12 protein-coding genes are annotated in these 13,380 nt (G+C 40.2%); all 12 read left to right on the top strand.

Annotated features, from left to right (window positions below):
• Positions 1–163: 163 nt before the first annotated feature.
• The 12 genes from K360_RS0101840 (at position 164) to K360_RS0101785 (ending at position 13,246) form a co-directional block, all read left to right on the top strand.
• A complete protein-coding gene (locus K360_RS0101840) occupies positions 164–1,168 on the top strand; it encodes a Wzz/FepE/Etk N-terminal domain-containing protein (protein ID WP_024821487.1) in 1,005 nt (334 codons plus the stop codon).
• A gap of 109 nt (positions 1,169–1,277) precedes the next feature.
• Positions 1,278–2,303 (top strand): SDR family oxidoreductase, encoded by a 1,026-nt coding sequence (locus tag K360_RS0101835; RefSeq protein ID WP_024821486.1) that lies wholly within the window; start codon positions 1,278–1,280, stop codon positions 2,301–2,303.
• A gap of 6 nt (positions 2,304–2,309) precedes the next feature.
• Positions 2,310–4,145, top strand: coding sequence for a polysaccharide biosynthesis protein (locus tag K360_RS0101830; RefSeq protein ID WP_024821485.1), 1,836 nt, complete (start codon positions 2,310–2,312; stop codon positions 4,143–4,145).
• A gap of 39 nt (positions 4,146–4,184) precedes the next feature.
• Entirely contained in the window at positions 4,185–5,294 is a 1,110-nt protein-coding gene (locus tag K360_RS0101825; protein WP_024821484.1) for a DegT/DnrJ/EryC1/StrS family aminotransferase, read from the top strand.
• Positions 5,295–5,299: 5 nt separating this feature from the next.
• Positions 5,300–5,962 (top strand): sugar transferase, encoded by a 663-nt coding sequence (locus K360_RS0101820; protein WP_024821483.1) that lies wholly within the window; start codon positions 5,300–5,302, stop codon positions 5,960–5,962.
• On the top strand, positions 5,955–6,566 hold the full coding sequence (locus tag K360_RS0101815; protein ID WP_024821482.1) for an acetyltransferase: 612 nt from the start codon (positions 5,955–5,957) through the stop codon (positions 6,564–6,566). Before K360_RS0101820 ends, K360_RS0101815 begins: the two co-directional genes overlap by 8 nt.
• Positions 6,567–6,573: 7 nt before the next feature.
• Positions 6,574–7,824, top strand: a complete 1,251-nt coding sequence (locus K360_RS0101810) for a glycosyltransferase family 4 protein (RefSeq protein WP_024821481.1) — start codon at positions 6,574–6,576, stop codon at positions 7,822–7,824.
• A gap of 53 nt (positions 7,825–7,877) precedes the next feature.
• Complete coding sequence (gene wecB / locus K360_RS0101805) at positions 7,878–8,969, top strand: non-hydrolyzing UDP-N-acetylglucosamine 2-epimerase (RefSeq protein WP_024821480.1); 1,092 nt, start codon at positions 7,878–7,880, stop codon at positions 8,967–8,969.
• Between the two features lie 11 nt (positions 8,970–8,980).
• Positions 8,981–10,102 (top strand): glycosyltransferase family 4 protein, encoded by a 1,122-nt coding sequence (locus K360_RS0101800; RefSeq protein WP_024821479.1) that lies wholly within the window; start codon positions 8,981–8,983, stop codon positions 10,100–10,102.
• A gap of 3 nt (positions 10,103–10,105) precedes the next feature.
• Positions 10,106–10,879, top strand: a complete 774-nt coding sequence (locus K360_RS0101795) for an N-acetyltransferase (protein ID WP_034326175.1) — start codon at positions 10,106–10,108, stop codon at positions 10,877–10,879.
• Positions 10,880–10,911: 32 nt separating this feature from the next.
• Positions 10,912–12,231 (top strand): nucleotide sugar dehydrogenase, encoded by a 1,320-nt coding sequence (locus K360_RS0101790; RefSeq protein WP_024821477.1) that lies wholly within the window; start codon positions 10,912–10,914, stop codon positions 12,229–12,231.
• Between the two features lie 16 nt (positions 12,232–12,247).
• Complete coding sequence (locus tag K360_RS0101785; RefSeq protein WP_024821476.1) at positions 12,248–13,246, top strand: Gfo/Idh/MocA family protein; 999 nt, start codon at positions 12,248–12,250, stop codon at positions 13,244–13,246.
• Positions 13,247–13,380 lie beyond the last annotated feature (134 nt).

Raw genomic sequence — 13,380 nt, 5'->3', positions numbered from 1 at the left:
CAAACACCTGTATATAAAAACTCTCTCCTTTGCCTTTCATGTAATATATAATATATTAATAGAAACAGCTATAATAGCTAACGTTAACTAAAGAAACGTCTACCACACATCATCCTCATTAAATCAATAATAATTGGCAAAAAAGAAAGGGGACCATTTAATAATGGAGGAACAACATAACAATTCCCAACACCCTCGACCTTACATTGAAGACGACGAGATAGATCTTCTCGACCTTTTGCTTGTACTCGTAAAAAATAAAGGCCTTATCATTGGTATCACTGTTCTTTTTGTTTGTGGAGCTCTTATTGCGAGTTTTGCAAAGGAGCCCGTATACCAATCGTCAACAACTATCTTTCTATCACGAGCAGAGCAAACAACCATTGGGAAGGGGACAGAATATACACGTACTGTCTCTACTTTCACACCAGAGCTTATTACCAAACTTTTTTTAACAGGCGATGTAATAAACAAGACAAAAGCCAGTTTACCCCAAAAAGAAGACATATCATCTGTGGCTCTTCAGGCATCTTTTGATAATAAAACTCAACTCATTACTCTTACAGCTACAGCCAACGCACCCGATCTTGCCGCTTTAGCCGTGAATTACGCTGTAAACGCAGCCCAATCAGACCTTGACACTCTTATAGAAGACAGAAACTCCGAGGTTTCTCGCCTTGAGAATGCTATTACTCTTGATATAAATGACGTGCAAAAGCGCCTTTCCGAAAAAGAAGAGGATTTAGCACAATACGTTAAAAAAGTGTCACCTAAAAAAGAAGTCGCGCCGTTCTATTCTCTTTCTACACCTGAAAGTTCCCAAAATGCCGCTGCTTTTTTTGAGCTTCCAGATGGTGGCCTTGAATATCTTCGGCATCTTAGAGAAATTACCCTTCTTGAAGACCAGTATCACGTGCTTCAACAACGTAAAGTTGCTCTTTCTGAACTGAAGCGTCCTGTATCTATAATGGCCCTCGGAGAGGCCATGGTACCTTCTTCGCCCATAAAACCGAGGCGATCTCTCATAGTAACCCTCGCTGCAATGCTAGGCCTTTTTGTGGGGGTATTCATTGCTTTCATTCGGGAGTTTATATATAACGCGAAAAAAGATCCGGAAAGAGCCAACAAGATAGCTGCCATACGGAAATCATTAACATTTAAAAGGTAAAAATTTATATATTGTTTGCTCTTTTTAAATAAATAATAGTAGGTCTTAAAATTAGTAACTGCATCTTTCAAGACCTGGCATCATAAACATTTGAAAGGAACCGTATTTCATGAGCGTATATAAAAATTGCCTCGACCTGATACAAAAAAAACGCCGCACCTGGCTTATCACCGGCGTTGCTGGTTTTATAGGCTCTCATGTGGCCCAAACCCTGCTTCTCTGTAATCAACGGGTTGTAGGGCTCGATAACTTCTCCACGGGGAAACAAGAGAATATAGAGGAAATAAAATCTGCGATCACTCCTCAACAAAGAGAAAACTTCACTTTCTCTTCCGGGGACATTCGAGATCGCGAGCTCTGTTTCCATCTCTGTAAAGAAGCAGACGTAATTCTTCATCAAGCCGCCCTTGCTTCTGTGCCAGCCTCAATAGAACAGCCTCTTACAACCCATGATGTGAACGTTACAGGCTTTCTAAATATATTAGAGGGCGCCCGACAGAACAAAACAAGGGTCGTGTATGCTTCGTCAAGTGCCATATATGGCGACGAGCCGGGCCTTCCTAAAATCGAAACAATGGCTCCTGCTCCCCTCTCTCCCTACGGCCTCACTAAACTTCAGAACGAAGAGTATGCAACTCTTTACACAACCCTTTATAACGTTCCCACAGTAGGGCTACGCTACTTTAACGTCTTCGGTCCGCGCCAAGATCCCCATGGTGCTTATGCCGCAGTTATTCCTGCGTGGATAACAGCCCGCCTCACTCAACAACCTGCTCGTATCTATGGAGATGGAGAAAATACTCGTGACTTCTGCTATATTGATAATGTCGTTCAAGCTAATTTACTCGCTGCCACAACGGAGAATAAAAATGCTTTTGGATTATCTTTTAATGTTGCAGGTGGACATCGACTCTCTCTTAACGAGCTTTATGCCATTATTAATGAAATAGTTTCTAAAAAAGCACATATCCACGCAACAGCTGAGCCGAACTATTTTTCCCTCCGCCCAGGAGATATTCGTCATTCTTACGCTTCTCTTACCCTCTCTGAACGGGAGCTTGGCTACACGCCTATTGTAACCGTGCGAGAAGGACTTGAACGCACAACACAGTGGTTTGCACGATTGAGAGATTAGATTATTATGTCTAAAAGTAAACGTATGCTTCTTATAAAACTTTGTATTGATATTATTCTTGGTGCCCTTGCCGCCTATAGCGCTTTCGCTCTCCGTATAGGTTTGCCCCTCGGGAAATATGCGCCACGGGCTTTTACCTACACCTATTTAAGCGTCTTTATCAAAATAGCCATTAACTTTTATTTTAAACTTCACCGTCAATCATGGCGTACTGTTGGTACTCGCGATGCCATGGTTCTTATTAAAGCTACTATTACCTTCGCTCTCGTTGCTTCTTCTATTTCTTTCTTAGTAGGCGGCGCTTACAATATTCCTCGCAGCATTCCCCTTATTGACGCCCTCGCTTACGCTGTTTTTATGGGAGCTAGCCGTTTCGCCTGTCGAACAATGTTCGAAAGAGCTGTAGGCAAAAAAGTTGGGGTTAATAAAAGAAGAACCCTTGTCATTGGTGCTGGGGAAGCTGGAACAATGATTGTTCGAGAAATGTTCCGCCACCCTGAATCAGGCCTTGTTCCTGTAGGTTTTCTTGACGACGACCCTATGAAACGAGATACTCGTTTTTTAGGCCTCGACGTATTTGGAGCCATTAAAGACCTTCCTCATGTGGTTCGTCATCACGGCATTGAGGAGCTTGTTATAGCCATACCATCAGCGGAAGGTGCTACAGTCCGCCGCATTATAGAGCTTGCGAAAAAAGTAAACGTTCAATACCGCATCATTCCAGGTATTTACGAAGTTCTGAGCGGGAAAGTTTCTATATCACTGCTTCGCCCTGTCGAAGTGGAAGATCTTCTTCGACGGGAACCGGTGAAGCTCGACATCGACTCTATTGCCGGCTACCTCACAGGTAAAGTGGTACTTATAACAGGGGCAGGAGGATCTATTGGCTCTGAAATTTGCCGGCAAGTATGCCACTTTTCTCCCAAACTTCTTATTCTCCTTGGCCGTGGTGAAAATAGCCTGTTTCACATAGAGCAAGAGATACAAGAACAGTATCCTGACATCTCTTCTATTACCATAGTAGCCGACGTACGGAACAAGTCTAAAATTGAACATATTTTTGAACAGTACAGGCCAAACGTAGTTTTTCACGCCGCAGCTCATAAACATGTACCTATGATGGAAACGAACCCTGACGAAGCTATTCTCAACAATGTGGGGGGAACACAGAATTTAGTAAAAAGCGCCTTATGTGTGAATACACGTTATTTTGTCAACATATCGACAGACAAAGCGGTAAACCCTACATCCATTATGGGAGCTTCTAAACGTGTAGCAGAAATGGTTGTACGGAAAGCCGCCCAAGAAGCTAAAGAGGGGCAACATTTTATCTCTGTACGTTTTGGAAACGTACTTGGCTCCCGAGGCAGTGTGGTCCCCACCTTTAGAGAACAAATTCGCAGAGGCGGCCCTGTAACTGTTACTCACCCTGACATGACACGATACTTCATGACAATTCCAGAAGCGGCGCAGCTTGTGCTCCAAGCAGGGGGCATGGACAAAAACGGACAGGTTTTCGTTCTTGACATGGGTGAACCTGTGAAAATAGTGGACCTGGCAAAAGACCTTATTCGCCTTTCGGGCTTTGAGCCTGACGAAGATATTGAAATTGTCTATACAGGCATCCGCCCCGGTGAAAAGCTTTACGAAGAACTTCTTACGGCAGAAGAAGGAACAACAGCAACCCACCATAAAAAGATATTTGAGGCAAAAAGCAATGATTTACCGAAAGATTTGGAAAACACTATTAATTTTTTATTTGAAATAGCAAACAAAGGAAATGGAAAGGAAATTAAAGCAGCCTTGCAAGAAATAGTGCCTCGATGTAAGTTTGGAAAATAAAGATGCATGGAATTGAGATATGGAAAGGATGATCTCCCCATGGGGAATAAAATTTGGCTTTCATCTCCACATATGAGCAAAGAAGGATATGAAATGCAATATATACAAGAAGCCTTTGACACGAATTGGATTGCCCCTCTTGGCAAAAATGTAGATGGTTTCGAAAGTGAATTGGCAAATCGGGTTGGCGCAAAATATGCCGTAGCATTGTCTTCTGGAACAGGTGCTATACATATGGCGCTTAAAGCGGCGGGGGTAGATAAGGGAGATATTGTGTTCTGCCAGAGCCTCACTTTTGCGGCAACAGCTAATCCCATTATTTACCAGAACGCAACGCCAGTTTTTATAGATAGTAATTATGAAACGTGGAACATGGACCCCGATGCGTTAGAGAAGGCTTTTAAGAAATATCCTATGGTAAAAGCTGTTTTAATTGTGCATCTTTATGGACTATCAACAGACATGGATAATATTATGAGCATTTGCAACAAGCATAACGCCACAGTTATTGAAGATGCTGCAGAGTCTTTGGGAACTCGCTATAGAGGCAAGCATACTGGTACTTTTGGCGAATATGGGGTGTTTAGTTTTAATGGAAACAAAATTATTACTACCTCAGGTGGTGGGATGCTTGTTTCTAATAATGAAGAAAAAACCAAAAAAGTACGCTTTTGGGCAACGCAAGCCAGAGACAAGGCAAGACACTATCAGCACAGCGAACTGGGATATAACTATCGCATGAGTAATATTGTTGCTGGTATTGGCAGGGGGCAACTAAAGGTGCTTGATCAACGGATTGCCAAGAAAAAATATATCTTTGAATTTTATAAAAAACACCTAGGCCAATTAGACGGCATTCACTTTATGCCAATAAACACTTGGAACGAACCGAATTATTGGCTATCGTGCCTGACTTTAAGTGGAAACGTAAAACCTCTTGATATTATCGAAGCTCTTGAAAAGAATAATATAGAATCAAGACCCATTTGGAAACCAATGCACATGCAGCCCTTCTTTGCAGATTATGATTATATTGGGGCAGATGTCTCAGAAAAACTGTTCGAAAACGGTGTTTGTCTTCCTTCTGATACAAAGATGACAGATGACGACTTACATAGAGTTGTTAATGTTATTAAAAAGCTATGGTAAAGGGTATGAAAACGTATAGACACGGAATATATCGACGTTTTTTTAAAAGACCTTTGGATTTTACATTAGCACTACTAGCTATAGTAGTATTAAGTCCCATTTTTTTAATAATTGCAGCGCTAGTCAAAATAAAGCTTGGTAGCCCTGTCATTTTTAAACAACAAAGGCCTGGCCTCAACGAAAAAATCTTTACTATGTATAAGTTTAGAACAATGACGAATGAAAAAGATGCTAATGGAGAGTTGCTTGCGGATAGTGAGAGGCTTACAAAATTTGGAAGAATTCTTAGATCCACAAGTTTAGATGAACTGCCAGAACTCCTCAATGTTTTAAAAGGAGAGATGAGCGTTGTAGGCCCTCGCCCACTTTTAATTGAATATGTTACCCTTTACAACGAGCAACAACGGAAACGCCTTCATGTACTTCCAGGAATAACTGGTTGGGCCCAAGTAAATGGCAGAAACGCTTTAACGTGGGAAGAAAAGTTTGCATTAGATACGTGGTACGTAGAAAACTGGAGTTTTATGCTAGATCTAAAAATAATTATAAAAACGATTCTAGCAGTACTAAGGCGTGAAGGGATTTCTGCACAAGGTGAAGTCACAATGCCTCGTTTTACTGGAAATATCTCAGCACTAGAAAAGCAACGGGAAGATTATTATGAATAAAGTAAGTGTTATTGGGGCTGGTGGACATGCAAAAGTCGTTATTAGTACTTTACAAACTTGTGGATATCTTATAAATGCTATTTATGATGACAATGCCGCTTTATGGAATACTTCTATTTGGGACATACCGGTCATTGGAGGTATACATCTTTTAGAAGAAAAAAGCACTGCTGCTATTATTGCCATTGGGGACAATAAAGTTCGTCAAAAAATAGCCTCTCGTTTACCACATATTAAATGGGTTACAGCCATACATCCATTTTCTATGGTTCATTCTTCTGTCTCCATAGGAGAAGGAAGTGTCGTTTTTGCAGGAACGATAATACAACCAGATGTCACAATAGGGAAACATGTTATCGTTAACACAAGTGCATCGATAGATCATGATTGCAATATTGGGGATTTCGTACATATCGCTCCAGGATGCCATTTAGCTGGTAATATACAAGTTAAAAGAGGCTCCCTCCTCGGAGTGGGAACAACTGTCATTCCCAATATAACAATAAATGAATGGGCTACAGTAGGTGCTGGAAGTAACGTTATTGCCTCGTTGAAAGGCAACGATATTTACGTAGGGAATCCGGCAAAAAGAATAAAAAGGTGAGATATAGATGAAGCTTTGGTGGATAAACCAACACGCCCGCCCCCCTATATTTGCAGGAGGGACGAGACATTTTAATTTAGCAAAAAGGCTTTGTTCTTTACAAAATGATATCATGATTGTTAATGGAACTTTCGATCACTTAGGAAATATTGTTCTTCCAGAAGAACAATTCAGCGGCAATTCTATTTTCCGTACTTATGATGGGGTGCCATTCTTATCTATCAGTTTGCCTCAGTATAGCGGAAACGCATCTTTAGGGCGGGTAAGAAACATGTACTCTTTTTATCTTAAAACAATAAAGGTTCTCTCACCCAACGAATCTAAATATGGCAAGCCGGATATTATTATAGGATCGACTGTTCATCCATGGGCAGCCTATGCGGGCTATAAATTATCGCAAATGTATAACGTACCATTTGTTTACGAGGTCAGAGATTTATGGCCTTTGACCTTAATAGAACTTGGTAGAATTAAAAAATGGAATCCGTTGGTATTCTACTTTGACAAAATTGACAGAATTTTATCAAGAAAAGCTTCCTTAATTATTACAACGGCACCCCTTATGAAAAAATATTATATAGAGCGGTGGAAGCTCCCAGAAGAAAAGTTTTTATGGATAACAAATGGGACTAATATTGATGTTAATTCGACCAACGATTCTAGGGACATTATCATCTCCTCCGAAAGAAAAGAAGGATCTGACCATTTGTTTCGCATTGTTTATACAGGGGCATTAGGACAGGCCAATGGGATAAGTGAAATTCTAGAGACCATTCAAGCAAATAAAGAAAAACTTAAAAAGTTTGAATTTCATTTCTGGGGGGATGGACCTTTAAAAGAATCTCTATCTCGTTACATTAAAGATAACAACTTACCTTGTTTTATACACCATCCCGTACCCAAATCACAGATAGGAACTGTTTTTAACCAAGCAGATTTGCTGTTGTTTAATTTATCCTCATCGTCAACTACAATTTTTCAATATGGCATCAGTCCAAATAAATTAGCAGATTACCATGCTTCTGGTAAACCTATTCTTTCTATTGGACAATATGCGCGAAATCCAGTTTTAGAATCTGGTGCTGGATTTGCTATTCCATCAGCTCAAAACCTGCCAGAAGCTCTTTTGAAATTTCAGGACTTAAGCACTGAAGAAAGAAATAGAATGAGCGAAAAGGGCCTGAAGTACGCACAGGAATATTATGATTGGGAAAAGTTAGCAGAAAAGCTCAATACCCAACTTAAAAAACTCGTATAATATTAACATCTAAATTAAAGGTAAAAATTTTTGCTATTCAGGAGAACAACATCGTGAAAAATAAAATCGTTTCCCTCGTTGGGGCACGCCCCCAGTTCGTAAAAGAAGCAGTTATTGCATCTGAAGTTCATAAAACAAATGCTTGGAACCATATACTGGTTCATTCAGGCCAACATTATGATGCCAATATGTCGGATCTTTTTTTCGAAGAACTGCATATTCCAACTCCTCAGTATTTCTTAGAGGTTGGATCCTCTCGTCATGGGAAACAAACTGCATTGGTACTTGAAAAGTTTGAAGACATTCTTCTTCGAGAAAAACCAGACATAGTTATTGTATATGGGGACACAAACACCACTGTAGCTGGAGCTTTAGCCGCTGCTAAACTTAAAATTCCTGTAGCTCATATTGAAGCTGGAATCCGTCAGAGCCCTAAAGACATGCCGGAAGAAATTAATCGTGTTGTGACAGACCATTTATCATCTCTTCTTTTTTGTTGCTCTGAACTTTCTCGACAAAACCTTCAAAAAGAAAACATCATAGACGGTGTTTTTATTTCTGGGGACATAATGTATGACCTTTTTCTTCGAATGAAACCATACTTTCTAAAAGATAAAATATTGCAACGTCTTCATCTTCATGAAGGTAAATATACACTTGTAACTCTCCATCGAGATTTCAACGTAGATAATAAAGAAAATCTCGTTTCTATTCTTGAAGGGCTACATTCTTACTCTAAAGCAATGGGGCTAACGATTGTATTTCCTATGCACCCCAGAACACAAAAACGCATAGAAGAATTTAACCTTACCAAATATCTTGACTTTATGAACATTATTGAACCTATTGGCTATTTGGAACTCATGGGCCTACTCGAAGGATGTGCAAATGTCGTAACTGATAGTGGCGGACTTCAAAAAGAAGCGTATTTTGCAAAAAAACAAGCAGCCGTAATTATGCCCGATACAGGTTGGAGAGAGATTATAGAATCTGGTTGGAATCAGCTTGTACCAGCAAATATGGCAAAAGAGGTCTTGCCTCAGACGTTAGGGAATAAGTCTGCTGCATACCCAGACAACCTTTATGGTAAGGGAGAAGCCTCAAAATTAATAGTGAAAGCTATAACTTCAACTTTGAAAAACTGAGGTCGTAATTAATGGGAAAAAGAATATGCCACATTACAACTGTACATCCTGCAAATGACACTCGAATTTTTATAAAAGAATGCCACTCATTGAGCAAAGCAGGCTATGAAGTATTTTTAATAGCTCCAGAAACTCCAATGTCTTTAACAGACGTTCCTGTGAATATAAAATTTATCCCTAAAGAATACAGCCGTTTTCTCCGTTTGATACGTGGTCAATGGCACGCCCTAAAAGAAGCTCTCAAACTAAAAGCTTCCCTTTATCATTTTCATGATCCAGAACTTGTTTTTATGGGACTTGTACTTAAGTTTATGGGGAAAAAGGTCATATATGACGTGCATGAAGATCTTCCACGTCAAATACTAACTAAAGAATGGTTGCCAAGTTGGAGTCGCAAGATTATTGCATCTATAGCTGAACTTGTAGAATGGATTGGAGCTAAATTTTTCGATGGGATCATAACAGTAACTCCATTAATACAAAAACGTTTTCCTCCTCATAAAACTATATTAGTTCAGAACTTTCCCATACTTGGGGAATTGGCCTTAATAGAAGCTAAAAATTATGCAAATCGTTCCCCTTCTTTTGCTTATATTGGCGGAATAACTGCCATTCGTGGCATCAACGAAATGATAAAAGCATTGAAATATATAGAGGATCCTCAAATAACGCTCATCCTTGGAGGGGAATTTAGCCCTGAAAATCTATATGAGGAAGTTAAATCGTATAAAGGGTGGGAAAAAGTTCAATATGAAGGTTTTGTCGATAGGGAAAAAGTTGCACAAATACTAGGGGAAACAAAAGCCGGGCTTGTTTTATTTCTCCCTGCTCCTAACCATATTTCATCTCAACCCAACAAATTATTTGAATACATGTCAGCAGGAATTCCTGTAATAGCTTCAGACTTTCCTTTATGGCGTCAGATCATTGAAGACGCTCAATGTGGGTTACTTGTAAATCCCCTATGCCCCAAAGAAATTGCCGAGGCAATGAAATGGATTTTAGAACACCCAAACGAGGCAGAAAAAATGGGGCAAGATGGTTTAAAAGCTGTTCAGAACACTTATAATTGGGAGAGGGAAAAGAAAAAACTTTTAACTTTTTACAAGAAACTGCTCGAAGAAGGAGCGTAAAACATGAATGATGGAAAAGCAAAACTTATATCCCCTCAAGTTCAAATAGGGGCAAATATAAAATTGGGCTACAATGTGATTATAGAATCAGATGTAATTATAGGTAACGATGTCGAAATTGGGCACAATGTCATTATCCATTCAGGTGTTCGTATTGGGAGCTTCTGTAAGATAATGGATAACGTCGTTTTAGGCAAAAAACCGGCAAAAGCTTCTCTTTCTGCTACAACAGGTGAAGAGCGAGAATTACCCCCCCTCATTTTAGGTCAAGCCGTTACTGTTGGAGCTGGGTGTATTATTTATAGAGGAGCTCTTCTTCGCGATCAAGTTTTTATTGGCGATATGGCTTCTATTCGAGAAGACGTAGAAATAGGGGAACTGACTATTATCGGTCGAGGTGTAACTGTCGAAAACAAAGTAACTATTGGCCGAAAATGCAAGATAGAAACAGAAGCATATATAACCGCTATGTCAACTATAGAAGATTATTGTTTCGTTGCCCCAGAAGTAACCTTTACAAATGATAATTTTCTTGGACGAACAGAAGTACGAAAAAAGCATTTTGGAGGTCCTATACTTCGCCGTGGGGCAAGAATAGGAGCTAATGCTACACTGTTACCCGGCGTAGAAATAGGAGAAGATGCTTTAATAGCAGCTGGAGCCATTGTTACTAAAAACGTTCCGCCTCGAGTTATCGTTGCCGGAACGCCTGCTCGCTACTTACGAAACGTTCCAGAAGAACAACTTATAGAAAACCAAATCTTTTTTGATAAATAGACAAACTTTGTCTTGTATACAGGAGTGTTAAAATGACGTTACTGCAAAAAATTCAATCAAAAACAGCATCCGTTGGTGTTATTGGCCTTGGTTATGTTGGCCTTCCATTAGCCGTAGAAAAAGCAAAAGCCGGTTTTCACGTCACTGGTTTCGATATTCAATCAGAGAAGGTCGAGAAAGTAAACAAAGGAGAGAACTACATAGGTGACATTATCCCCCAAGAACTTAAAGAGTTAGTCGCTTCAGGTCACCTGAAAGCTACTAGTGACTTTGCAGAAATTGGTACATGTGACGTTATCGCTATTTGCGTTCCTACTCCTTTAGATGTGTTCAAGCAACCAGACCTTTCATATGTGGTAAGTTCTGCACAATCTGTAGCAGACCATATACATAAAGAAATGCTCATTGTTTTGGAATCTACTACCTATCCAGGTACTACAGAAGAAGTCCTCTTGCCTCTTTTTGAAGAGAAAGGGTTAAAAGTTGGCAAAGATTTCTACCTCGCTTTTTCTCCAGAACGCGTAGACCCTGGGAATCATATTTATAAAACTAAAAACACTCCTAAAGTTGTTGGCGGATGTACTCCCTTATGTACAGAGCATGCAAAAGCTTTGTACGAAGCTGTGCTTAATGCCCCTGTCTGTGCCGTTTCTTCCCCTAAAGAAGCAGAAATGACGAAAATTCTTGAAAATACTTTCCGTATCGTTAACTGTGCTCTCGCCAACGAAATGGCCCTTGTCTGCAACAGGATGGGTATTAATGTGTGGGAAGTTATTAATGCAGCTGCCACAAAACCCTTTGGTTTTGTGCCTTTCTACCCTGGCCCCGGTGTTGGCGGACATTGTATTCCCATAGATCCTTTCTACCTCACGTATAAAGCCAGAGCCTATGATTACCATACTAGGCTTATTGAATTAGCCGGAGAAATTAACGACTCCATGCCAGAACATGTAGTTGAGCGGCTTATGAATCTTCTTAACGAACAAGCAAAACCCCTTAAAAAGAGTTCCATTCTTCTTTGCGGCGTGGCCTACAAGGGAGATATTGATGATCTGCGAGAGTCTCCAGCCTTAAAAATATGGAAGCTTCTTGAACAAAAGGGAGCCATTGTTACATATTTCGACCCTTGTTGCCCTTCTGTGGCGTGGAAGGGTAAAAAGATACTTTCTACACCACTTACAAAGGACGTTGTACAAAAAGCGGATGCTGTAATCATTACAACCGCTCATAAAGAAAATGTTGACTATCGGCTTATTGCTGAAAACGCTCAATTGATATTCGATACCAAGAATATTTTGAGTCAGATTCTTAACATAAAACCAGAAACCTTGAATACGTTACATATTCTATAAAAAGGAGTTATCCGTCATGTATAAGTTTGCCTTGCTCGGCTGTGGCCGAATCAGTAAAAACCACATAGAGGCTTTATCGACATTAAAAGAAGAAGGGAAAGCGGAGTTCGTCGCTTGCTGTGATATTGTTCAAGAAAAGGCTGATTCTGTAGCTTCCCAGATAGGGTGTACACCCTATTATAACTATTCACACATGCTTAATGATGGTAAATTTGATGCGGTTTCCATCTGCACTCCATCTGGGCTTCACCCAGACCACGTTATAATGGCAGCTCAGGCTGGTAAACATTCCATCAGTGAAAAACCAGCTGGAACATCTCTTGAATCAGTAGATGCCGCAATAGACGCTTGTGACGCTGCACAGGTACTCTATCTTGTCATAAAACAAAATCGATTCAATAAAACCATTCAGCTTCTACGAAAAGCCCTTGAAGCTGGTCGGTTTGGTCAGCTTTACATGATCTCATCTAATGTATTTTGGACCCGCCCCCAAGAATACTATGACCAAGCTAAATGGCGAGGGACATGGGAATTCGATGGTGGATGCCTTTCAAATCAAGCCGCTCATTATGTAGATATGGTTCAGTGGATGGGAGGAGCTGTAGAAGACGTTAGTGCCTTCAGCTCTACACTTGCACGACGTATTGAAGCAGAAGATACTATTGTAGTTAACCTTAAATTCAGAAGCGGCGCTCTCGGCTCTATTAACGTTACTACCCTCACCTACCCCAAAAACCTCGAAGGGAGCCTTACTATACTGGGCGAAAAGGGAACGGTACGCATTGGCGGTGTCGCCATGAATAAGGTAGAAACATGGCAGTTTGCCGATAACAGCCCAATGGACAAAGCCATTTGCGAAGCTGACACGAACCCTAAAAGTGTTTACGGCTTCGGACATCTCGATTACTATCGCCACGTTGTTGATGTTTTTGATGGCAAAGTAGAACCATTAGTGACCGGACGAGAGGCACGAAAGACTGTGGAGATTATTGAAGCGGCGTATGAGAATCGATAATAAAAGGAGTTCTTGACAAAAAATAGCTTTAGAGCTTAACAGAAAAATTTAAGATATATACGCGTCACAAGTGTGTTTATGAAAATTACCCCAGTAAAGCAACAAAAAGAGGTGCCAAAAAATTATAAAACTTT

Source organism: Aminobacterium mobile DSM 12262, from assembly GCF_000526395.1.
Taxonomy (GTDB): domain Bacteria; phylum Synergistota; class Synergistia; order Synergistales; family Aminobacteriaceae; genus Aminobacterium; species Aminobacterium mobile.
This window is presented reverse-complemented; position numbering and strand designations above follow the sequence as displayed.

Coding starts and splice junctions, on each gene's coding strand:
- K360_RS0101840 (WP_024821487.1), top strand. CDS start 164: ATGGAGGAACAACATAACAATTCCCAACACCCTCGACCTTACATTGAA.
- K360_RS0101835 (WP_024821486.1), top strand. CDS start 1,278: ATGAGCGTATATAAAAATTGCCTCGACCTGATACAAAAAAAACGCCGC.
- K360_RS0101830 (WP_024821485.1), top strand. CDS start 2,310: ATGTCTAAAAGTAAACGTATGCTTCTTATAAAACTTTGTATTGATATT.
- K360_RS0101825 (WP_024821484.1), top strand. CDS start 4,185: ATGGGGAATAAAATTTGGCTTTCATCTCCACATATGAGCAAAGAAGGA.
- K360_RS0101820 (WP_024821483.1), top strand. CDS start 5,300: ATGAAAACGTATAGACACGGAATATATCGACGTTTTTTTAAAAGACCT.
- K360_RS0101815 (WP_024821482.1), top strand. CDS start 5,955: ATGAATAAAGTAAGTGTTATTGGGGCTGGTGGACATGCAAAAGTCGTT.
- K360_RS0101810 (WP_024821481.1), top strand. CDS start 6,574: ATGAAGCTTTGGTGGATAAACCAACACGCCCGCCCCCCTATATTTGCA.
- K360_RS0101800 (WP_024821479.1), top strand. CDS start 8,981: ATGGGAAAAAGAATATGCCACATTACAACTGTACATCCTGCAAATGAC.
- K360_RS0101795 (WP_034326175.1), top strand. CDS start 10,106: ATGAATGATGGAAAAGCAAAACTTATATCCCCTCAAGTTCAAATAGGG.
- K360_RS0101790 (WP_024821477.1), top strand. CDS start 10,912: ATGACGTTACTGCAAAAAATTCAATCAAAAACAGCATCCGTTGGTGTT.
- K360_RS0101785 (WP_024821476.1), top strand. CDS start 12,248: ATGTATAAGTTTGCCTTGCTCGGCTGTGGCCGAATCAGTAAAAACCAC.